Origin of the sequence: Kitasatospora cheerisanensis KCTC 2395 (assembly GCF_000696185.1) — a bacterium.
Taxonomy (GTDB): domain Bacteria; phylum Actinomycetota; class Actinomycetes; order Streptomycetales; family Streptomycetaceae; genus Kitasatospora; species Kitasatospora cheerisanensis.
In genome coordinates this window covers 5,152,558-5,173,866 of sequence record NZ_KK853997.1, presented here as the reverse complement: position 1 = coordinate 5,173,866, position 21,309 = coordinate 5,152,558, and the positions used below count along the sequence as shown (strand labels likewise).

19 protein-coding genes and 1 tRNA gene are annotated in these 21,309 nt (G+C 74.9%); 9 read left to right on the top strand and 11 right to left on the bottom strand.

The window, feature by feature from the left end:
* Positions 1-25: 25 nt before the first annotated feature.
* Positions 26-541, bottom strand: coding sequence for a response regulator (locus KCH_RS23635; protein ID WP_157032174.1), 516 nt, complete (start codon positions 539-541; stop codon positions 26-28).
* 164 nt (positions 542-705) lie between these two features.
* Between KCH_RS23635 and KCH_RS23630 the strand changes: the two genes are divergently transcribed.
* Positions 706-777 (top strand) — tRNA-Arg (locus KCH_RS23630).
* Between the two features lie 357 nt (positions 778-1,134).
* Here KCH_RS23630 and KCH_RS23625 read toward each other — a convergent pair.
* The 5 genes from KCH_RS23625 to KCH_RS23605 all read right to left on the bottom strand — a co-directional run bounded on the left by KCH_RS23625 (position 1,135) and on the right by KCH_RS23605 (position 7,226).
* Entirely contained in the window at positions 1,135-1,887 is a 753-nt protein-coding gene (locus KCH_RS23625) for a hypothetical protein (protein ID WP_035866101.1), read from the bottom strand.
* A gap of 78 nt (positions 1,888-1,965) precedes the next feature.
* On the bottom strand, positions 1,966-2,937 hold the full coding sequence (locus tag KCH_RS23620) for a trypsin-like peptidase domain-containing protein (protein ID WP_051653392.1): 972 nt from the start codon (positions 2,935-2,937) through the stop codon (positions 1,966-1,968).
* Positions 2,938-3,139: 202 nt separating this feature from the next.
* A complete protein-coding gene (locus KCH_RS23615) occupies positions 3,140-4,552 on the bottom strand; it encodes an MFS transporter (protein WP_084224253.1) in 1,413 nt (470 codons plus the stop codon).
* Between the two features lie 254 nt (positions 4,553-4,806).
* Complete coding sequence (locus tag KCH_RS23610; RefSeq protein WP_035866099.1) at positions 4,807-6,519, bottom strand: DUF885 domain-containing protein; 1,713 nt, start codon at positions 6,517-6,519, stop codon at positions 4,807-4,809.
* A 44-nt stretch (positions 6,520-6,563) separates the two neighbouring features.
* Positions 6,564-7,226: a rhomboid-like protein gene (locus KCH_RS23605; protein ID WP_035873463.1), complete on the bottom strand. Its 663-nt coding sequence runs from the start codon at positions 7,224-7,226 to the stop codon at positions 6,564-6,566.
* Positions 7,227-7,444: 218 nt separating this feature from the next.
* Between KCH_RS23605 and KCH_RS23600 the strand changes: the two genes are divergently transcribed.
* Positions 7,445-8,119, top strand: a complete 675-nt coding sequence (locus KCH_RS23600) for a TetR/AcrR family transcriptional regulator (RefSeq protein ID WP_051654027.1) — start codon at positions 7,445-7,447, stop codon at positions 8,117-8,119.
* 23 nt (positions 8,120-8,142) lie between these two features.
* On the opposite strand, the gene KCH_RS23595 is transcribed toward KCH_RS23600, so the two are convergent.
* Both KCH_RS23595 and KCH_RS23590 read right to left on the bottom strand, forming a co-directional pair.
* Positions 8,143-9,249 carry a DUF6745 domain-containing protein gene (locus KCH_RS23595; RefSeq protein WP_051653389.1) on the bottom strand — a complete coding sequence of 369 codons (1,107 nt, stop codon included), beginning with the start codon at positions 9,247-9,249 and terminating at the stop codon, positions 8,143-8,145.
* A gap of 41 nt (positions 9,250-9,290) precedes the next feature.
* Complete coding sequence (locus tag KCH_RS23590) at positions 9,291-9,617, bottom strand: hypothetical protein (protein WP_035866095.1); 327 nt, start codon at positions 9,615-9,617, stop codon at positions 9,291-9,293.
* A 164-nt stretch (positions 9,618-9,781) separates the two neighbouring features.
* Between KCH_RS23590 and KCH_RS23585 the strand changes: the two genes are divergently transcribed.
* Genes KCH_RS23585 through KCH_RS23565 form a run of 5 tightly spaced genes read left to right on the top strand, consistent with a single transcriptional unit; the run spans position 9,782 to position 14,954 of the window.
* A complete protein-coding gene (locus tag KCH_RS23585; protein WP_035866092.1) occupies positions 9,782-10,735 on the top strand; it encodes an STM4015 family protein in 954 nt (317 codons plus the stop codon).
* A 14-nt stretch (positions 10,736-10,749) separates the two neighbouring features.
* Positions 10,750-11,904, top strand: a complete 1,155-nt coding sequence (locus KCH_RS23580; protein ID WP_051653388.1) for an STM4014 family protein — start codon at positions 10,750-10,752, stop codon at positions 11,902-11,904.
* A 37-nt stretch (positions 11,905-11,941) separates the two neighbouring features.
* Positions 11,942-12,772 (top strand): STM4013/SEN3800 family hydrolase, encoded by an 831-nt coding sequence (locus KCH_RS23575; RefSeq protein ID WP_035873448.1) that lies wholly within the window; start codon positions 11,942-11,944, stop codon positions 12,770-12,772.
* Complete coding sequence (locus KCH_RS23570) at positions 12,769-14,094, top strand: STM4012 family radical SAM protein (RefSeq protein WP_035866089.1); 1,326 nt, start codon at positions 12,769-12,771, stop codon at positions 14,092-14,094. The genes KCH_RS23575 and KCH_RS23570 overlap by 4 nt, the downstream gene beginning before the upstream one ends.
* Positions 14,091-14,954: an STM4011 family radical SAM protein gene (locus tag KCH_RS23565; RefSeq protein ID WP_051653387.1), complete on the top strand. Its 864-nt coding sequence runs from the start codon at positions 14,091-14,093 to the stop codon at positions 14,952-14,954. Before KCH_RS23570 ends, KCH_RS23565 begins: the two co-directional genes overlap by 4 nt.
* On the opposite strand, the gene KCH_RS23560 is transcribed toward KCH_RS23565, so the two are convergent.
* Genes KCH_RS23560 through KCH_RS23550 form a run of 3 tightly spaced genes read right to left on the bottom strand, consistent with a single transcriptional unit; the run spans position 14,949 to position 17,798 of the window.
* On the bottom strand, positions 14,949-15,716 hold the full coding sequence (locus KCH_RS23560) for an amino acid ABC transporter ATP-binding protein (protein WP_035866087.1): 768 nt from the start codon (positions 15,714-15,716) through the stop codon (positions 14,949-14,951). The two genes, KCH_RS23565 and KCH_RS23560, sit on opposite strands and share 6 nt — an antisense overlap.
* 16 nt (positions 15,717-15,732) lie before the next feature.
* Positions 15,733-16,671 carry an ABC transporter substrate-binding protein gene (locus KCH_RS23555; RefSeq protein ID WP_035866084.1) on the bottom strand — a complete coding sequence of 313 codons (939 nt, stop codon included), beginning with the start codon at positions 16,669-16,671 and terminating at the stop codon, positions 15,733-15,735.
* A complete protein-coding gene (locus KCH_RS23550; protein ID WP_035866081.1) occupies positions 16,668-17,798 on the bottom strand; it encodes an LLM class flavin-dependent oxidoreductase in 1,131 nt (376 codons plus the stop codon). Before KCH_RS23550 ends, KCH_RS23555 begins: the two co-directional genes overlap by 4 nt.
* Positions 17,799-18,402: 604 nt before the next feature.
* Between KCH_RS23550 and KCH_RS23545 the strand changes: the two genes are divergently transcribed.
* A complete protein-coding gene (locus KCH_RS23545) occupies positions 18,403-19,359 on the top strand; it encodes an amino acid ABC transporter permease (RefSeq protein ID WP_035866072.1) in 957 nt (318 codons plus the stop codon).
* A complete protein-coding gene (locus KCH_RS23540) occupies positions 19,356-21,251 on the top strand; it encodes an FAD/NAD(P)-binding protein (RefSeq protein ID WP_051653386.1) in 1,896 nt (631 codons plus the stop codon). Before KCH_RS23545 ends, KCH_RS23540 begins: the two co-directional genes overlap by 4 nt.
* The last annotated feature ends 58 nt before the right edge of the window (positions 21,252-21,309 follow it).

The window sequence follows — 21,309 nt, the reverse complement described above, 5'->3', positions numbered from 1 at the left end:
GGACCGCGCCGCAGACGGGCACATCTCAGGGGCGTGCCTCGTCCGGCGGAACAAGTTCCTGCGCGTGTTCGCTCAGGGCGAAATCCCGGGGGGTTCGGGAGGCCGGGCCCGCCGAACTGCCGAAGTCGTACGCGAAGCGCCGCCCGGACCCCGCCGCGGCCGGCCGGTCCATCGCCCGCAGCCGGTGCACCAGCTCCACCAGGTCCGCCGGGTCGAACGGCTTCGCCAGGTAGCCGTCCACCCCCACCGACTCGCCGCGTTCCAGGTCCGCCGGGGTGCAGGCGCTGACGATCGCGATCGGCAGGTGCGCGGTCTGCCAGGCGGCGCGCAGCCGGGCCGCCGTCCGCAGGCCGTCCAGCCGGGGCATCATCACGTCCAGCGTCACCACGTCCGGCGCGACCCGGCGGACCACCTCCAGGCACTCGGCACCGTCGGCGGCGGTCACCACCTCGAAGCCCTCCAGCTCCAGGTTGACCTTGATCAGCCGGCGGATCACCTCGCTGTCGTCCACCACGAGGACCCGCCCCGACGTCGCCGCCACCTCACCGAGGGTAGCCGCGCCCCGCCCTCCCCGTCCGGCCTTTCCGCTACTTGCCGGTTGCCCTGACGACCCGTCGGACACCGCGCCGGAAACCCGTGCAAGAGGCACGCACTTTCGGTGGTAGTGTTTTCCCCGCAAGGCCGGGTGATCACAGACCACCCAAGGCCCCCGTAGCTCAGGGGATAGAGCACCGCCCTCCGGAGGCGGGTGCGTAGGTTCGAATCCTACCGGGGGCACTTCGCAGCAAGTGCGTGAACGAGGCTCAAGTCCAAGCGACTTGGGCCTTCTTCGTGTTCCGGGGTGCGGCAGGGCGCGGCGGCGCGGCGCCCGCGCTCGACGGCTGGACGGTGCCGGCCCGGCCGACACGCTGCGTGCCGGACGGGCCCGGCGACGCGGGCTGCCTCTTCCCGACCCCGGGCGGCCCGGCCGGCCCGGAGCGGGCGGCCCGCTGGTGCGCCGAGGTCGAACGGGCCGGCGGGGCGCCGGTGGTGTCGCTGCCGGACGGCGCCGAACCGGACGGGCCGTTCGACCGGCCGGCGCTGTTCGACGGCGGCGCGCACGGCGGCTTCGCCTCGCCGCGGCCTGACGGCGCGTCAGCGCGGCGGGCGCCGGTGGTGGTCGCCGCGCAGCACCAGCGCCGGGGTGGCCGGGTCGTAGGCGCCGCAGGCGGTGGTCGACCAGGGCGACCACTGGCGCGGGACGGCGAAGTACGGCACCAGGACGGGGCCCTTGCGGCCGGGCGCGGCCTTGGCGGGGAGCAGCGCGGGCAGCACGTCGGGGGTCTGGCCGGCCAGGATCGCGCTGCGGCAGGAGCGGCAGGCGGGCCGGCGGTCGGCGGCGGCCTCGCGGGCGGTGTTCCTGGTCCGCTGGCGGGTCTTGCGGTTCTTGGGCGGTTCGGCGGAGCTCTCGGCGGGGCCGTGCAGCGGGTTCCAGTAGCAGCGGACGGCGAGCGGGCCGGGCCGCTGTCCGGCGTGCAGCAGGTGGGCGGCGGCGAGCCGTTCGACGGCCTGTTCGGCGAGGACGACGGCGGCGGCCAGGTCGGGCAGGTCGGTGTCCTCGTGGTGGGCGCCGTCGAGCAGCCGGCCGGCCGCCTCGTACGCCTCCAGTGCCCACTGGTAGGCCCGTCGGGCGGCGGACTCCTCGGTGGGGAGCCGGAGTTCGGCGGCCCGGAAGACCTCGCCGGCGGCGGTGACGCGTTCGGCGGCGAGGTCCCGCAGCCGGTCCCGGAGGGCTTCCCACTCGCCGAGGACGAGCGCCTGGTGCTCGCGGACCTCCCGGCGGCTCGGGTGGTGTTCGGGTGTCGGGGCGGGGCTCTGGGCCTTGAGGAACCACCAGCGGCGGAACACCGCGCCTCCCGTTCGTGTGCGTCGTCGCCCCATTGTGGGTGACGCGGGGGCGGCGCGGGAGGGGGGTGCGGCGGCGGGTCAGCCCGCGCGGGCGATCAGGTCGGCGACGGTGTGGTCGAAGTAGGCGCTGTAGGAGGTGTTGTCGGTGTCGCCGCCCTGCTGGTAGCCGCCGATGACGCCGACCACCTGCCCGGTGGCGGCGTCTATGAACGGGCCGCCGCTGGTGCCGCCGGGGAACGAGGGGCAGTCGATGTGGCGCTGGTAGGTGTCCTCGCGGCTGGTGACGTTGGTGCACACGATGGGCTTCTCGGAGCCCGCCGGGTAGCCGTACAGCCGGGTCTGTACCGTCCAGGCGGCGCCCACGGCGATCGGGTTGCCGCCGACGGCGTCCTCGATCCGGACGCCGTTGCTGGGGGCGAGGGCGAGCACCGCGAAGTCCTCGTCGGGGTCGTCGTCGTTCTGCCAGCCGTCCGCGGTGTACACCTTGGTGACCTGCCAACTGCCGTACGGCGCCTGGCCGTCGCGGTAGCCGGGGACGAAGGTGATGCCGCTGACGCCGGACAGGCAGTGCGCGGCGGTGAGGATCAGGTTGCGCCCGGGGCTGTCGATGACGCTGGCGGTGCAGAAGTGGTCGCCGGGGCCGACCTCGCCGGTGAACAGCGCGCCGACGCGGGCCGATTCGGCGTCGACGGGGGCGGCGCCGGTGCTGCCGAGCCGGACGTCCGGCGGGGCGCTGGGCGGGGCCTGCCGGGTGGCGCCGGCGGCCGGGTCGGTCGACCGGGCGTTCAGCACGTCGGGCGGGGCGCCCGCGCCGCCGGCGGTGTCCGGCGCGGCGGTGGGGCTGCCGACGGCGCTGGGGCTCGCCACCGGGAGCGCGGCCGGGCCGGCCGCCGCCACCGTGTCGCTGCTGGACTGCTGCTGCGGGTCGCGCAGTTGGACGCTCAGCAGGCCGGCGGCGGCTATCGCGCCGACCACGCCGACGGCGAGCACCGAGGTGAGTGCGACGGGCCGCAGCGAGCGGCGCTCGCGCTGCCTGGTGTGCCGTCCCATGCTGCCCCGTTCCTGCCGACCGGCGGTCGTACCGGTGTCCACGTCGTGGTGGACACCGGTTGACCCGAGCTGACTCGAATATGCGCTGCCGAGCTGGAAATGCGGTGATTCCTGCCTGGGAGGCGGGTGAGATTTTCCGGCGGCGGACAGCAGGGTCTCACGACCGGGGCCGGGTGCGGCGACGGCGGCGCCTGACGGCGGGTCAGGCGACGGCGCGCGCCTCGGCCTGCGCGGTCTCGCCCTCGGCCTCGCCGGGGGCGGGCCGGTGGTCGATCATCACGAACGCGACCGCCGCGGCGAGCAGCAGGATCCCCATCGCGACGGCGGTGGCGACCGCGTAGCCGTGCACCGCGCCCTGTGCCTGGACCAGCGGATCGGCCGCGTTGCGGGTGAGCAGGTAGCCGGTGGTGACGCTGGCGGCGATGGTGTTCAGCAGCGCGGTGCCGATCGAACCGCCCACCTGCTGGGCGCTGTTGATGATGGCGGAGGCGGCGCCGGTCTCCTGCGGGGCGACGCCGAGCGTGGCCAGGCTGATGGCCGGCATGAACACCAGGCCGAGGCCGATGCCGAGCAGCATCTCGGCGGGCAGCACCAGGCCGGCGTACGAGCTGTCCACCCGCAGCTGGGTGAGCCAGGCCATGCCGCCCGCGCCGATCAGCAGGCCGGGGACCATCAGCGCGCGGGTCGGGATCCGGGTCATCAGCCGGGAGCCGATCCCGGCCGAGCTGAGGATGATCGCGCCGGTCATCGGGAGGAACGAGACGCCGGCCCGGATCGGCGAGTAGCCCTTGATGACCTGCAGGTAGTACGTGAGGAACAGGAACAGGCCGTACATGGCGATCACGGCGAGGCCGACCGAGAGCGCGCCGCCGGCCCGGTTGCGGTCGCGGACCAGGTGCATCGGCAGCAAGGCGTGCGGGGTGCGCCGCTCGACCAGGGCGAACACCACCAGCATCGCGACGCCGACGCTCAGCGCGGTGAGCACCAGCCAGTCGCCCCAGCCGCGGTCGACCGCCTCGGAGGTGCCGTAGACGATCGCCAGCAGGCCGCCGCAGCCGAAGAACGCGCCGGGCAGGTCGAGCCGGACCCGGTGCGAACGGTCGATGTGGTCGCGGCGCAGCAGGTAGGAGGCGGCGATCGCGGTGACGACGGCGATCGGGCCGTTGACGTACAGGCACCAGCGCCAGCTCAGGTACTCGGTGAGCAGGCCGCCGGTGATCAGGCCGATCGCCGCACCGCCGCCGGCCAGCGCGCCGAACACGCCGAACGCGGTGGCCCGTTCGCGCGGGTCGCGGAAGGTGATCGACAGCAGCGACAGCGCGGACGGGGCGAGCAGCGCGCCGAAGGCGCCCTGCAGGGCGCGGGCGGCGAACAGCATGCCGCCGGTGGTGGCGAAGCCGCCGAGGCAGGAGGCCAGCGCGAAGCCGAGCAGGCCGACGATGAAGGTGCGTTTGCGTCCGAAGAGGTCGCCGATCCGGCCGCCGAGCAGCAGCAGTCCGCCGAAGGCCAGCGTGTAGGCGGTGATCACCCACTGCCGGTTGGCGTTGGAGATGCCCAGGTCGTGCTGGGCGGACGGGAGGGCGATGTTCACGATCGTCGCGTCCAGGACGATCATCAGCTGGGCGATGGCGATGACCGCCAGGGCCCACCAGCGGCGCGGGTCCGCCGTCTGGGTGTCGGGGGCGTGCTGGGAGGTCACCGGAGGACCGCCTTCCGCCGAATCGGGAATGGGCCTGGTCGCGCGCAAGGCGCTCTCTCCAGCCAAACGCCCGATCGGAGCACCGGCAAGGCGGTTCGTGGGTTTTTGTCACCATTTGGGACGGGAGACCCGGGTGCCCGGCCGCTCGGCCACCCGGGACACTCCTCCGGTTACAGCGCGCTCAGCTCCGTGACCAGGTCGTCCAGGCCCAGCGAGCCCTGCGACAGCGCCGCCATGTGCCACGCCTTCAGGTCGAACTCCTCGCCGCGCGCCTCGGCCGCCGCCCGGGCCGCGGCCCGGCCGCTCAGCCAGGCCCGCTCGCCGAGCTTGTAGCCGATCGCCTGGCCGGGCAGGCCCAGGTAGCGGACCAGCTCGCTGTCCAGGAACTCGGCGGACAGGCCGCAGTACGCGCCGAAGAACTCGCGGGCGCGCTCCGGCAGCATCCGCTCGCCCGGGGCGAACGGCGAGTCGGCCGGGAAGTCCAGCTCGGCGTGCATGCCGATGTCCACGATCACCCGCAGCGCCCGCATCATCTGCGCGTTCAGGTAGCCGAGGCGGTGGCCGGGGTCGGTGAGGTGGCCGAGCTCGTCCATCAGGCGCTCCGCGTACAGCGCCCAGCCCTCCATGTTGGCGCTGACGCCGCCGAGGGTGACCTGGTAGGTGGACAGCCGGTCCGCCACGTACGTCCACTGCGCGAGCTGCAGGTGGTGGCCGGGGACGCCCTCGTGGTACCAGGTCGAGACCAGGTCCCACTCGGGGAACGCCTCGCGGCCCAGGGTGGGCAGCCAGGTCCGGCCGGGGCGGGAGAAGTCCAGCGACGGCTGGGTGTAGTACGGGGCGGCGGCGCTGCCGGGCGGGGCGATCCTCGACTCGACCTTCAGCAGCGGGTCGGCCAGGTCGAAGTGCACGCCCTGCAGGTCCGCGATCGCCCGGTCCATCAGGCCCTGCAGGTACTCCTGCACCGCCTGCTCGCCGCGGATCGCCGGGCCCTCGGTCTCCAGCCACTTCATGGCCTTCATCGGGGTGGCGCCGGCCAGCACCTTCTCCGCCTCGGCGCGCATCTGCGCGTCCAGCTCGTGGAACTGCCCCCAGGCCCAGCGGTAGGCCTCGTCCAGGTCCAGCTCGGCGCCCGTCCAGTAGCGCACCCAGCGGGTGTAGCGCTCCCGGCCGACCGCGTCGGGGGTGCCCTGCGCGGCCGGGCCGTACACGTCGCGCATCCAGTCGCGCAGCTCGGCGAGGGCCGCGGTGGCCTCGACCGCGGTGGCGGTCAGCTGCCCGCGCAGCTCCTCGGGGGCGGGGGCGACCAGGTCGCCGAACCAGCCGCCGGGGCGCTCCGACCCGATCCACTCGGCCAGCTGGCCGACCACGGTCGCCACCTGGCGCGGCGCCGAGAACAGGCCGCGGGCCAGGCCCTCCTCCAGGGTCTGCCGGTACTGGGCCATCGCCTGCGGGAAGCGGGCCAGCCGGCGGCCGAGGCGCAGCCAGTCCTGCTCGGTGTCGGTGGGCAGCAGGGTGAACATCTCGCGGGTGTCGTGCACCGGCGAGCCCAGGTTGCGGACGGACCGGAACCCCTCCCCGGCGTCGTGCACGGCGAGTTCGGCGGTCAGCCGCTCGCGCAGCAGCCGGGCGCAGCGGCGCTCCGCCTCGTCCTCGACCGGGGCGGACGCCTCCAGTGCGTCCAGCTCGGCGAGGGTGCGGCGGGCGAGGTCGGCGGTGGCGGCGAGGCCGGCCGGGGACAGGTCGGTCAGCCGGTCGTCCTCCGGGTTGAGGCCGAGGTAGACCGCGGTCAGCGGGTCGAGCTCGGCGAGGGCGTGGACGTGGGCGTCGGCGATGCGGCGCGGGGTGGGGCCGCCGGGGTGACGATCGTTCAGTTCATGAGCCATCGGGCCATCCTGTCGCAGCGCCGGGCGAATTCAAGTCCCGTGGATCAGCTGCCGGCCGCCCCGTGGCCCGGCCGCGGCCGGCGCACCGTCCGCCACGGATCCCAGACCGGTCGGCCGTGGGTGATCGGCCGGAACGCCAGGCCGATCAGGACCGCGCAGAAGTGCCCCAGGTCGGTGAAGGTGTGCGAGACCAGCAGCGGCACCAGGTAGAACACCACCAGCCCGCAGCCGTACACCCACCGCCAGGCCCCGGCCAGGCCGTACGTCAGCACGCCCTCCACGCCGGCCAGCGCGTAGGACACCCCGACGTCCACGGTGTGCACCATGTTCGGCGGCAGCACGTGGTGGTGCACGCCCCACGCCACCACGCCCTGGCTGACGAAGGTCGCCAGCACGTGCGCGGTGAGCGCCACCGTCAGCCAGCGGCGGGTGCCGAGCCAGCGCTCGGCCGGGACGTGGAAGACGTGGAACAGCACGAAGTAGAACGGGAAGTTCGCCTGCTCGGTCCAGATCAGGCTGACCAGCAGGGCGTGCACCGGGCGCGAGCTCAGCTCGTCGAGGTTGGTGGAACGCCCCTGCAGGAAGTAGTCCAGCGCGGCCGGGTCCATCCGGGCCACCACGAAGCTGGTGGCCGCGAGCAGCAGCAGCCACACGTACGTTCCCGGGGACTTCGCGATCCACCGTCCGACCGCCCGCAACCACCGCACCGGCCGCTCCTCGCCGCGCTCCGCCGACACCTCGTCACAGTCTGCGGTCGGCGCGGGCGGTGGGCCCGCAAGGACCCGCCGGTCGCGGCCGCGCGGCGGATCCCCCCGGCCCGCCCGGCGATTACCCTGGCACCCATGGCAGCGACCCCCTCCCCGTCGAGGCACCCGTCGACGAACCCGCCGCGGCGGAGCGCCCCCGGCGCGCCTCCTACCGCCGGCTGCCGGTCCAGCAGCGCCGCGAGCAGCTGATCGCCGTCGCCCTCGAACTGTTCGCCGCCCGCCCGCCCGAGGAGGTCTCGCTCGACGACGTCGCGGAGGCCGCCGGCGCGTCCCGCCCGCTGGTGTACCGCTACTTCGTCGGCGGCAAGCAGCAGTTGTACGAGGCCGCGCTGCGCAGCGCCGCCGCCGAGCTCACCACCCGCTTCACGGTCGCCGCCCTCCCCGGTACCCCGACCGAGCAGCTCGGCGCGGTCCTCCGCCGCTACTTCGACTTCGTCGGCGAGCACGCCGCCGGCTACGGCGCGCTGCTGCGCGGCGGCTCCGTCGTGGAGACCGCCCGCACCTCCGCGATCGTCGACGACGTCCGCCGCGCCGCGCTCCGCCGCACCCTGCGCCACCTGGGCGTCCGCACCGCCGGGCCGCGGCTGACCCTGCTGGTCCGCTCCTGGATCTCGGTGGTGGAGGCCTCCGCGATCAGCTGGCTCGACGAGGGCCGCCAGATCCCCGTGGAGTCCCTCTGCGCCTGGCTCGTCGACCAGTTCGTGGTGATGGCCGCGGCGACGGCCGTCCACGACGCCCAGACCGCCGAGGTCCTCCACCGCTGGCTCGAACTGGAGACGGAGGACAGCCCGGCGGGTCTCCTGCTCGGCCGCCTGCGCGACCTGGGGCTGTGAGAACAGGGGGCCGCTCCTCCCGCTCAGGTCTCGCGCTGGGGCCGGTACTCCTCCTCCTCCACCCCGAAGGTCCACGCGACGCCCGCCCTCGCCGTGCGGGTGCTCGGCGGGACGCGCAGGTAGTAGGTGCGGAAGGTGCCGTCCGGTTCGGCCGTGGAGTTGACCACCTCGACCATCACCACCGGTTCGTCGTCCGGGAGTTGGATCCGCCACAGGACGCCGGTCTCGTCCCGGTGCAGCGGCTCCGCGCCGGACTCCGCGAGGTAGCGGTCGTAGCCGAAGTGCTCCAGCATGACGCGGCGCAGTTCGGCGTTCTCCTCGGTGCGGATGCGCTCGACGGTGAGGCCGGTCAGCCGGTCCAGGAAGTCCGCGGGGACGGGCATGCCGCGCCAGGCGTACAGCGCGAAGCCGTCGGCGTAGGCGAGGGCGGGGCCGTCGGCGCGGTCGAGCCGGCCGGCCTCGTCGCGGTGCAGGGCGACGGGGCGTTCGCTGAGCAGCACGGTGTTCTCGAACGGCCACCACCAGCCGGTCTGCCGGGCCACGCCGGCCAGTGCGGCAAGCGCTTCGTCGCCGGTGCCGGCGGTGTCGAAGGCGGCGAACCAGGCGGCGTCGTGCTGCCCGGCGACCGCGTCGAGCACGGCGAGCCGGACCTTGGCGCGGGCCTCGCCGGCCAGCCGGCGGATCTCCCGGTTCGCGGGCTTTCGGGACTCGGCCCAGTCCTGCGGCTCCGGCTCGGGGGCGAAGTGGTCGAGCAGCGCGGTGCGGACCCGTTCGGCGGGCAGCGCGGTGGTGGCGGACAGTTCGGCGCCGGTCGCGCCCCACAGTTCGGCCCAGCCGCCGGCGCCGTGCGCGGCGATCGCGGCGGTGCGGGCGCGCTCCCAGGCGGCGGTGCGCACCTGTTCGCGCACGCTCGCGCCGAACTCCTCGCGGCGGTCGAGCAGTTCGGTGACCGCGGCGAGCGGCGAGGGGTGCCACCGGAACGCGGCGGGCTCGGCCAGCCCGGCGGCCCGGTAGGCGGCCCGGACGGCCTGTTCGGCGGTGGCCCGGTCGGCGGGGCCGGTGGCGGCGGCGACGGCCCGCCAGTGGGCCACCGAGGCATCGGCCGGACGGCCCGTCAGCTGCGTGCTCATCAGTTCTGTCCTCGTCTCGTACGGGTGGGGGGCGTCCGGGGTCAGTCCGCGACGATCCGGACCGCGCCGGGCGCGTACTCGCGCTGCCGGACCACCCGGAACCAGCCGCTGGGCAGCAGGATCTGCGCGTGCTCCTCGTGCACGACCTTGCCGCCCTCCGGCAGGTGCAGCCAGGCGCGGCCGAACGGGCCGGACTCGCGCAGCAGTTCGCCCGGGCCGAGCACGGCGTGGGCGTGGCCGGTGACCTCGCCGAGGGCCAGCACCAGCCGGCCGCGGCCGTCCCGCGGCTGGCGCGGCAGGTGCGCCACGGCGGCCGGGACCGCGCTCTGTTCAACCGGCACGATCAGTACGTCACCCTGGCGGTACACGGAGTCCTCCCGCGGTCGGGTCCGGCCGGGCGCCGGACGTCCCGACCGGAAAACTAGGCGGCCCCACCGACAACACCGCGCCGGAAGGATTCCCCGTGCGGGTGAACGTCGGCGGCGGCTGGTAGACAGGGTCAGGCCCCACGACGAGCAGCGAGGAGCGGCGCATGACCATCAATCAGCACATCGAGGAGTTCCACGGCCTCCCGGTGACGGACTTCCGGACCGCCGAGGCGGAGGGGAAGCCGCTGCCCGCCGCGGCGGCCACCGCCTGGCGGATCGGGCTGGACTACGACGAGGAGCGCGAGTTCGGCGAGGTCTGGGCGAAGTTCCTGGAGACCGTCGCGCTGGAGCAGGTCACCGCGCTGGTGCTCGGCCCCTGGTTCTCCGAGGAGCCGGAGCCGCTGGCCGAGGTGCTGCCCGCGGTGCTCGCCGCCGCCGGGCGCCTGCCCGCGCTGAAGGCGCTGTTCATCGGCGACATCACCTCCGAGGAGTGCGAGGTCTCCTGGATCCAGATGGCCGAGATCACCCCGGTCTTCGAGGCGTTCCCGCTCCTGGAGGAGCTGGTGGTGCGCGGCGCCGACGGCGACTACGACGGCAACAACCCGCTCTCCCTGAAGCCGGTGAAGCACGAGCGGCTGAAGGCGCTGCGCTTCGAGGCCGGCGGCCTGCCCGGCTCGGTGGTCCGCGCGGTCGCCGCCTGCGACTTCCCCGCGCTGGAGAAGCTGGAGCTCTGGCTCGGCGTCGACAGCTACGGCGGCGACTGGACGATGGAGGACCTCGCCCCGTTCCTCTCCGGCGCCAACCTCCCCTCGCTGACGCACCTCGGCCTGCAGAACGCCGAGGCGCAGGACCGGATCGCCGCCCAGGTCGCGCAGGCCCCGGTGGTGCCCCGGCTGACCGGCCTGGCGCTGTCCATGGGCGCGCTCACCGACGAGGGCGCGGCGGCGCTGCTGGAGGGCCAGCCGCTCACCCACCTGAAGTCCCTGGACCTGCACCACCACTACCTCACCGAGGGCATGCAGAAGCGTCTGCGGGACGCCCTGCCGGGCGTCGACCTCGACCTGTCCGACGCCGAGGACCCGAGCGACAACTGGCGCTACGTCGCCGTCTCCGAGTAGGCGGGGAAGTCGAGTTGACGCCGCCACAGCTGGTCGTCGTGGGCTGCCCGGGGCACCGGCGGGTCACCCTGTTCGCCGCCGCGGCCCGCGCCGCCGGCCTGCCGGAGCCCGCCGTGCTGCCCTGGTCCTCGGTGCTGCGCGGACGGTACGAGCTGCCGCCCGGCGCGGTGGTCCGGGTCGATTCGCCCGGCGAGGACCCGGACGCCGACCGGCTGCTGCGCGGCCCCGTCCTGGGCGAGGGCTACGCCGCGACCCGGGTCGAGGGCGGGCCCGCCTGGTACGCGGGCGTGACGGCCGCGCTGCGCGGGCTGGCCGCCCGGCCCGGGGTGCGGCTGCTCGGCGATCCGGCGGAGATCGCGGTGATGTTCGACAAGCGCCGCACGCACGCGGCGCTGGCTGCCGCGGGGGTGCCGGTTCCGGCCGCACTGCCGGGTGAACTCCCGCGCTCCTTCGAGGAGTTGAGCGAGCGCCTGGCGGCGGCCGGGATGCGCCGGGTGTTCCTCAAGCCGGTGCACGGCTCCTCCGCCTCCGGGGTGGTGGCGCTGGAGTTCGGCCCGCGCGGCCGGGTCCAGGCCACCACCTCGGTGGAGGTCGCCCCGGACGGGCTGCACAACTCGCTGACGGTGCGCCGCTACCGCTCGGCCGGCGAGGTCGCCGCCCTGGTCGACCGGCTGGCCCCGGAGGGCCTGCACGTCGAGCAGTGGGTGCCCAAGTCCGGCCAGGGCGGCCGCGTCGCGGACTTGCGCGTCCTGGTGGTCGGCGGCCGGGCCTCGCACCTGGTGGTCCGCACCAGCCGCCACCCCATGACCAACCTCCATCTGGGCGGCGCCCGCGGCGAGTCGTCGGCCGTCCGGGCCGCCGCCGGCGACGCCTGGCCCGCCCTGCTGGCCACCGCGGAGGCCGCCGCGGGCTGCTTCCCGCGGTCGCCGATGGTCGGCGTCGACCTGCTTCCCGTCTCCCAGTGGCGCCGCGCCCTGGTCGGCGAGGTCAACGCCTTCGGCGACCTGCTCCCCAACCTCCCCGGCCTCCCGGACGGCCCCGCCCCGGGCCTCGACGCCTACGCGGCCCAACTGGCGTCGCCCGCCTACCGGGAGGCCCTCTTCGGACCGAGCACGACAGCCCGGCCGGATCCGACCGGACGACAGCCGGTCGACGCCCCGGCGGCGTGACCCCCAAGGAACCCCGATGCACCACGACATACCCGACATGAACGAGATCGTCGGCACCCACGACCTGCTCCTCGTCACCCTCGACACGCTCCGCTTCGACGTCGCCGAGGAACTGCTCGCCGCCGGCCGGCTCCCCCACCTCGCCCGGGTGATCCCGAACGGCGCCTGGGAGCGCCGGCACTCGCCCGGGAGCTTCACGTACGCCGCGCACCAGGCGATCCTGGCGGGCTTCCTGCCGACGCCCGCCTCGCCGGACGGCCCGCACCCGCGGCTGTTCGCGGCGCGGTTCGCCGGCTCCGAGTCCACCGAGCCCCGCACCTGGGTGTTCGACGCGCCGGACCTGCCGACGGCGCTGGCGGGCGCCGGCTACCGCACGGTCTGCATCGGCGGCGTCGGGTTCTTCAACAAGCAGGGCCCGCTGGGCTCCGTCCTCCCGGGCCTGTTCCAGGAGAGCCACTGGGCGCCGGAGCTGGGCGTCCCGTCCGCCACCTCCTTCGAGTCCCAGGTGGCGGTGGCCGAGCGGGTCGCCGCCGAGCAGCCGCCCGACCGGCCGCTGTTCCTGTTCGTCAACGTCTCGGCGCTGCACCAGCCGAACTGGTTCCACCTGCCGGGCGCGACCCGCGAGGACGGCGACTCCCGGGCCAGCCACGCCGCCGCGCTGGAGTACGTGGACGCGCACCTGGGGCGGCTGTTCGCGGCGATGTCGGCCCGCCGGCCGTGTTTCGCGATCGTCTGCTCGGACCACGGCACCGCGTACGGCGAGGACGGCTACACCGGTCACCGGATCGGCCACGAGGTGGTCTGGACGGTGCCGTACGCGCACTTCACCCTCCCGTTCGCCCCGCAGGAGCAGGAGCCCGCCCGATGACGACGACCGTTCCCGAGTCCCCGTACCAGTCGTACGTGTACGCGTACCCGCACAAGACGGCGTACCGGCCGCTGCCGGAGCGGCCGGAGCTGGCCGGGCTGTGGCGGGGCGAGAAGCAGGACGCCCTCTCGCTGTACCTGCACGTCCCGTTCTGCGAGGTGCGCTGCGGCTTCTGCAACCTGTTCACCCGGATCGGCAGCCCGGAGGGCCTGACCACCGCGTACCTGGACGCGCTGGAGCGGCAGGCCGGGCAGGTCCGGGAGGCGCTCTCCGCCGACGCCCGGTTCGCCCTCGCGGCGTTCGGCGGCGGCACGCCGACGTACCTGACGGCGGCCGAACTGGAGCGCCTCTGCGACATCGCCGAGCACCGGATGGGCGCCGACCTCCGGAGCATCCCGCTCTCCGTCGAGGCCTCGCCGGACACCGCCACCGCCGACCGGCTGCGGGTGCTGGCCGAGCGCGGCACCACCCGGCTGAGCCTCGGCGTGCAGTCGTTCCTGGACGAGGAGGCCAGGTCGGCCGTCCGCCCGCAGAAGCGGGCCGCGGTGGAGGCCGCGCTCGGCCGGGTCCGGGACGCCGGGTTCCCGGTGCTGAACATCGACCTGATCTACGGCATCGACGGCCAGACCGTGGTCAGCTGGATCAAGTCCCTGGACGCGGCGCTGACCTGGCAGCCGGAGGAGCTGTACCTGTACCCGCTGTACGTCCGCCCGCTGACCGGCCTCGGCCGGCACGCCGCGACCGGGTCGACGGCAGGCTGGGACGCCCAGCGCCTCGCGCTGTACCGGGCCGGCCGGGACCACCTGCTGGCGAACGGGTACCAGCAGGTGTCGATGCGGATGTTCCGCCGGGCCGGCGCGGCGAGCGCGAGCGCCGGCGAGTACGCCTGCCAGACCGACGGCATGGTGGGCCTGGGCTGCGGGGCCCGCTCGTACACCTCGAAGCTCCACTACTCCTTCGACTACGCGGTGGACGCCCGCGAAGTGCGCCGGATCATCGACGACTTCGTGGCCGCGCCGGACTTCTCACGCGCCGAACTGGGCTGGGAGATGACCGGCGAGGAGACCCGCCGCCGCCACCTGGTGCAGTCGCTGCTGCAGGGCGAGGGCGTCGACCTGGCGGCCTACCGGGAGCGCTTCGGCAGCACACCGGAGCAGGACTTCCCGGTCGAGCTGGCCGAGTTCGCCGCCCGCGGCTGGCTGGCCGACGACGCACGGCGCCTGCTGCTCACCCCGGAGGGACTGGCCTGGTCGGACGCGATCGGCCCCCGGCTGTTCTCCGCCGGGGTGCGGGCCCGGATGGCGGAGTACTCGCCGAAATGAGCGCGCTGACGATCCTGTACCGGGGGCCGCTGTCCTCCTGCGACTACGACTGCCCGTACTGCCCGTTCGCCAAGCGGCGGGACACCCCGGAGCTGCTGCGCACCGACCGGGCCGCGCTGGAGCGGTTCACCGCCTGGGCCGCGGCGTACCGGCACGGCGGCCTGTCGGTGCTGTTCACGCCCTGGGGCGAGGGCCTGGTCCGGTCCTGGTACCGGCGGGCGATGGTGGAGCTGAGCCGGCTGCCGCACCTGGAGCGGGTGGCGATCCAGACCAACGCCAGCTGCCGCACCGGCTGGCTGGCCGAGGCCGACCTGTCGAAGCTGGCGCTCTGGGTGACGTACCACCCGGGCCAGGTGACGGAGCAGCGCTTCCTCGCCAAGTGCGCCGAACTGGCGGCGCTGGGCGTCCGGTTCAGCGTCGGCGTGGTCGGGCAGCCGGAGCACCTGGCGGCGGCCCGCCGGCTGCGGGCGGCCCTGCCGCCGTCCGTCTACCTGTGGGTGAACGCGGCGGACGGCCGCACCTACACCGACCCGGAGGCCGCCGACTGGACGGAGCTGGACCCGCTGTTCGGCTACAGCCGCCACCCGCACCGCAGCGCGGGCCTGCCGTGCCGCACCGGGGAGAGCGTGGTGTCGGTGGACGGCGACGGCACGGTGCGCCGCTGCCACTTCGTCCGGCCGCCGCTGGGCAACCTGTACGACGACTCGTACCGGGCTCAACTGCGGCCGCGGGCCTGCCCGTTGGGAGAGTGCGACTGCCACATCGGCTATGTGCACCTGGAGCCGCTGCCGCTGTACGACGTGTTCGCGGGCGGGGTGCTGGAGCGGATCCCGCACGGCTGGCCGCCGGTCGGCTCATAGCGCCTTGCCGAGGAAGGCCCGGGTGCGTTCGTGCCGCGGCGCGTCCAGCACCTGGGCGGGCGGGCCCTGCTCGACCACCACGCCGCCGTCCAGGAACACCACCGTGTCGGCGACCTCGCGGGCGAAGCCGAGCTCGTGGGTGACCACGATCATGGTGGTGCCGGTGCGGGCCAGGTCCTTGATGACGTCGAGGACCTCGCCGACGAGTTCCGGGTCGAGTGCCGAGGTCGGCTCGTCGAACAGCAGCACCTTGGGTTCCAGGGCGAGCGCCCGGGCGATGGCGACCCGCTGCTGCTGGCCGCCGGAGAGCCGGCGCGGGTAGGCGTCCGCCTTGTCGGCGAGGCCGACCCGGGCCAGCAGTTCGCGGGCCCGGGCACGGGCCTCCTCGCGCGGGACGCCGAGCGCGCCGACCGGCGCCTCCACCAGGTTCTCCAGCACGGTCAGGTGCGGGAACAGGTGGAAGTTCTGGAACACGAAGCCCAGCCGGGTGCGCTGCCTGAGCACCTCCCGTTCGGGCAGTTCGCGCAGCCGGCCGCCGGCCTGCCGGTAGCCGATCAGCTCGCCGTCCACCCGGACGTACCCGCGGTCCAGCTTCTCCAGGTGGTTGACCGCCCGCAGCAGGGTGGACTTCCCGGAGCCGGACGGCCCGAGCACCACCGTGACGGTGCCGGGCCGGACGTCGAGGTCGATGCCGCGCAGCACCTCCAGCCGGCCGAACCGCTTGTGGACGCCGCGCACCTCCACCATCGCCGTGCCGCTCATGTCCGCTCCTCCCGGGTCAGGGGTGCTCGGGCGGGTTGATCCGGGACTCGGTGATCGCCGAGTCCGCGGTGCCCCACTTGGCCAGGATCTTCCGGTAACTGCCGTCCTGGATCAGCCGGTTGACGGCGGCCTGGAAGGCGGGGGTGAGCGGCGAGCCCTTCTTGAACGCGAAGCCCACGTCGAGCCGCCGGTACTCGCCGAGGAAGCGGACGTGTGCCCCGGGCTGGGCGGCCTGGTAGCGCAGCCCGTTGATGGTGGACATCACCACGTCGAGCCGGCCCTGCTGGAGGCCGGTGGTGACGGCGCCGTTCTCGGAGAACACCTTCACCTCGTAGGGCTTCCGGCCGGCCTGCGCGCAGACCTCCTTCTTGGCGTTCAGGGTGGCCTCGAAGGTGGTGCCCGCCCCGGTGCCGACCGTCAGCCCGCACAGCTGCGTCAGGTCGGTGACGCCGGTCAGCGCGGTGTTGTCGGCGCGCACCGCGAACCCCTGCCCGTCGTCGATGTAGGTGACGAAGTCGACGGTCTTCAGCCGGGCCTCGGTGACGCCGAAGTTGCCGGTGCCGACGTCGTACTTGCCGCTGGCGAGCGCGGGCAGGATGGTCTCGAACGCGGCGTCCTCGCGCTGCACGGTCAGCCCGAGCACCTTGGCGACGCCCTCGACGAGGTCCACGTCCAGCCCGATCGGCCGGTGCCCGCCCTGCTCGGGGTAGTACGCGCCGGGCGGGGTGCCGATCGAGCCGCCGAGCCGGACGGTGCCGGCGGCGCGCACCTCGGCGGGCAGCAGGGCGGCGGCCGCGTCGTCCTTGCGCACCTGCCCCAGCACGTCCTGGTCGGGCTGCACGCCGACCGGCGCGGCGGCCGCCGGGCCGGCCGCCGGGTCGGCGCCGCAGCCGGACAGCAGCAGCACCGCGACGGCGGCCGGCGCCAGCAGGCGCCCGGGCTTCGGATGTCTCATCGCGCCGCGGCCTCTCCGGCCCCGGCGGCGGCCTTGGCGGCGTCGCGCTTGGCGACCTCCTCGCGGACCAGCGGGATGACGTACCGGCCGAAGTCGATGGCGTCGTCGATGTGGTCGTAGCCGCGGGCCGAGAGGATCTCCACCCCGAGGTCGTAGTAGTCGAGCAGCGCCTGGGCGACGGTCTCGGGGGTGCCGACCAGCGCGTTGGAGTTGCCCGCGCCGCCGGTGGCGGCGGCGGTCGGGGTCCACAGCGCGCGGTCGTAGCGCTCGCCGGCGGCGGCGATCTCCAGCAGGCGCTGCGAGCCGGTGTTCTCGGGCTGCTGAGCGCCCGTCAGCCGGCGGCGCACCAGGTCGCTGCTCTCCCGCCGGGCCTTGATCGCGCCGACCGTGCGGTGCGCCTTCTCCCAGGCGAGTTCCTCGGTGGGTGCGATGATCGGCCGGAACGCGGCCTGGATCCGCGGGACGTCGGTGCGTCCGGCGGCCTTCGCGGCGGCCTTGACCAGCTCGATCTGTTCGGCGGTGCGGGCCAGCGGCTCGCCCCACAGGCAGTAGATGTCGGCCTCGGCGCCGCCGGCGGCGTACGCGGCGGGCGAGGAGCCGCCGAAGGAGACGTTCGGGCGGGGCAGCTGGACCGGGAAGACGTCCGAGACGAAGTCGTTGAAGCGGTAGAACTCGCCGTCGTGGTCGAAGGGTTCGCGGCTGGTCCAGGCCTGCTTGACGATCCGGATGTACTCCCGGGTGCGGTCGTAGCGGCGGTCCTTGGGCAGGAAGTCGCCCTCGCGCTGCTGCTCGTGGTCGTTGCCGCCGGTGATGAAGTGCACGGTGAGCCGGCCGTCGCTGATCCGGTCCAGGGTGGCGAAGGTCTTGGCGGCGAAGGTCGGGTAGGAGACGTTCGGGCGGTGCGCGAGCAGGATCTGCAGGGTGTCCAGCTTGGCGGCGAGGTACGCGGCGGCGGCCGCGGGCTCGGGGGAGCCGGCGCCGTAGGCGAACAGCACCCGGTCCCAGCCGTGGTCCTCGTGGGCGCGGGCCAGCCGGATCGTGTACTCGCGGTCGAAGGCGTGGGTGGTGCGGGCGGTGGTCTCCGAACCGTCGCCGGTGGCGGCGATTCCGAGGAACTCGACGGGCATGGCAGGCCTCTCCGGGTCGGCGCGGTTCCGCGTCCGGGCACGCCGGGGGACGCCTCGGCGGGCGGAACGGGAACGGCGGGAAATGCGGGCGGACGTCAGCGGGACGCGGGCGGACGGGTACGGGCGGGGGTGCGGCGCGTGACGGGGCGCCGACGGGCTCTCGGAGCGAGCGGAACGCGAAGGGGGCGGCGGCGTACGCCTGGTGGCCGTCCCGGACGGACGGCTTCCCGGCCCGCGACGGGGCGACCGAGGGAGGACTCCCGGAAGGAGGAGGGGCCGGTCAGGCGGCCCGCCGCCGGGTCAGCCGCAACACGCCGCGGACCACACCCGACCGAAGTCGATGTGTCCGCGCGTCACCAGGGCGGGCTGCTCGGCTGTCATGTCGAACAGTTGAGCAGCGCCCCCGATGATCCGTCAACCATCGTTCACGGGGCGAAACCTGGCCGCTCTTGACGGCACCGCGCCGCCCGCCCGTACCATCGGGGCGGAGCGAGTACCGCCCCGGGCCCGGCCGAACTGCCGCCCGGTGCAGCCGCGTTGAGGGACGCGGCGCGCGTGTGTGACGGCATGCGGAGACCTCTGTCCCGCCGCCCCTGGAGCCCCCATGGCCTCGCCCGCCGTCCCGTCCACCGCCCCGCCCGTCCCCCGCCCGACGGCCGCCGCCGAGCCGCTCGCCGAGCTGCCGATCGCGCCCCGCCGCCGCCCCTGGCGGTACGTCGGCGGCGGCCTGGCGCTGCTCGCCACCGGGCTGCTGCTGCGCTCGCTGGCCGGCAACCCGGCCTTCGAGTGGCCGGTGGTCGGCGCCTACCTGACCTCGGCCGCGATCCTGCGCGGCCTGTGGCTGACGCTCTGGCTGACCGCGGTCGTGACGGTGCTCGGCTTCGCCCTGGGCACCGTCCTGGCGGTGGCCCGGCTGTCCGGCAACCCGGTGCTGCGGAGCCTGAGCTGGGGCTTCGTGTGGATCTTCCGGGCCACCCCGCTGCTGGTCCAACTGCTGTTCTGGTTCAACATCGGCGCGCTGTACCCGAGGCTGGCGCTGAGCCTGCCGTTCGGCGGCGAGCTGTTCGCGGTGCGGACCGTCGACCTGCTCGGCCCGGTGCTCACCGCCGCGATCGGACTCACCCTGCACGAGGCCGCGTTCGCCGCCGAGGTGGTCCGTTCCGGCGTCCTCTCGGTCGACCAGGGCCAGCTGGAGGCGGCCGCCTCGCTCGGCCTCGGACGCGGCCGGGTGCTGCGCCGGATCGTGCTGCCGCAGGCGATGCGGGCGATCCTGCCGCCGGCCGGGAACATGCTGATCGGCACCCTCAAGGGCACCTCGGTGATCTCCGTGCTGGCCGTCCACGACCTGCTGTTCTCCGCCCAGTTGATCTACAACCGGACGTACCAGGTGATCCCGCTGCTGGTGGTCGCCACGCTCTGGTACGTGGCGGTGACCAGCCTGCTGTCGGTCGGCCAGTACTACCTGGAGCGGTACTTCGCGCGCGGCTCCACCCGCGCCGAACTGCCGCCCACCCCCTGGCAGCGGGCCCGGGCGGCGCTGCGCCGGGCCGGCGGGCGGTGAGCCGGGTGCCGGTCCTGGTGATCGTCGGCGCCGGCCCGCGCGGCGCCGGGCTGCTGGAGCGGATCGCCGCGAACGCCCCCGAACTGCTCGCCCCCGACGTCGGGTTGGACGTCCACCTGGTGGACCCGCACCCGCCCGGCGGCGGCCGGATCTGGCGGCACGCGCAGTCGCCGCTGCTGCGGATGAACTCGATGGCGGAGGACGTCACCATGTTCACCGACGAGCGGTCCACCGTGCTCGGCCCGGTCCGCCCCGGCCCGTCGCTCGCCGAGTGGGCCGCCGAACCGGCCGCCCACCGGCCGTACCGTCCGGTCGACGACCCGGACGTGGCGGACGAACTGCGCACCCTCGCGCCCACCGACTTCCCCACCCGGCGCGCCCAGAGCGCCTACCTGGACTGGGTGCTGCGCCGGGCCGTCGCCGAACTCCCGGACAACATACGGCTGTTCGCCCACCGCGACACCGCCTGGCGGCTCACCGGCGACCCGGACGGCCCGCAGCGCGTCCACCTCACCCGCACCGTGCTGCCCGCCGACCGGGTGGTGCTCGCCCTCGGCCACCTCGACTCCGCGCCCGCCCCCGACACCGCCGCCACCCGCGCCTTCGCCGCCCGGCACGGCCGCAGCTACCTGCCGCCCGCGTTCACCGCCGACGCCGACCTGGACGGCCTCGCCCCCGGCGAGCCGGTGATCGTCCGCGGCCTCGGGCTGGCCTTCGTCGACCTGGTCGCCCTGCTCACCGAGGGCCGCGGCGGCCGCTTCACCCCCAGTCCCTGCGGCGGCCTGCGCTACCACCCGTCCGGCCGCGAACCGGTGCTGTACGCGGGCTCCCGGCGCGGCGTCCCGTACCACGCCAAGACCGGCTACCGGCTCCAGGGCCCGCCCCCGCCGCTCCCCCGCTACTTCGGACCGGACACCGAACTCCCGGACGGGCCACTGGAGTTCCGCCGCGACCTGTGGCCCGCGATGGCCAAGGAGATCGGCTACGGCTACTACCACGAGCTGTTCCACGGCCACCCCGACCGGACCGCCCTGCCCTGGGACGAGTTCCTCGCCGCCTACCACCCGCTCGACTGGTACGGCCCGCAGCGCGAGGCCCTGGTCGCCGCCGCCGTCCCCGACCCGGACGACCGGCTCGACCTGGAACGCCTCGACCGCCCGCTGGCCGGCCTGCGTGCCGCCGACCCCGCCGCTCTCCGGCGCCACCTGCACGCCCACCTCCGCGCCGACCTGGCCCGCCGCTCCGACCCGCGGCACAGCGCTGACCTCGGCGCCTTCCACGCCCTGCTGTCGCTCTACGGCCAGCTGGTCCGGCTGCTGCCCCGGCACCCGCTCACCGCCCGCTCCACCGCCGCCGACCTGGACGGCTGGTGGAACGGCTTCTTCTCCTTCTTCGCCTCCGGCCCGCCCGGCTTCCGCCTCGACCAGCTGCTCGCCCTCGCCGACGCCGGACTGCTCCACTTCCTCGGCCCCGACCTGCGGGTGGACCTCGACGAGGAGCACGGCGCCTTCCGCGCCTCCTCCCCCGCGCTGCCCGGCCACCACGTGCACGGCACCGCCCTGGTCGACGCCTTCCTGCCCCGGCACGCCCTCGACCGCACCGCCGACCCGCTGCTGCGCCGGCTGCTTCAGGAGGGCCGGATCGCCGAGGAGCACCTCACCGACGCCGACGGCCACACCTACCGCTCCGGGCTGGTCCGCACCGACCCCGACGCCCGGCTGCTCGACCCCGCCCTCGACGGCCGTCCGCACCCGCGCCGCACCGCCCTCGGCGCCGCCACCACCACCCGCGCGCCCGCCGCCTTCGCCCGGCCCCGCACCGACGCCCCGGCGTTCCGGCAGAACGACGCGGTCGCCCGCCGGCTGCTGGCGGAGCTGCAGAAGGACGCCTGACCGCCGCCCCACGACACCCGCGGCCGTACCGGATACGCTCCAAGCACCCCGAGCCCTC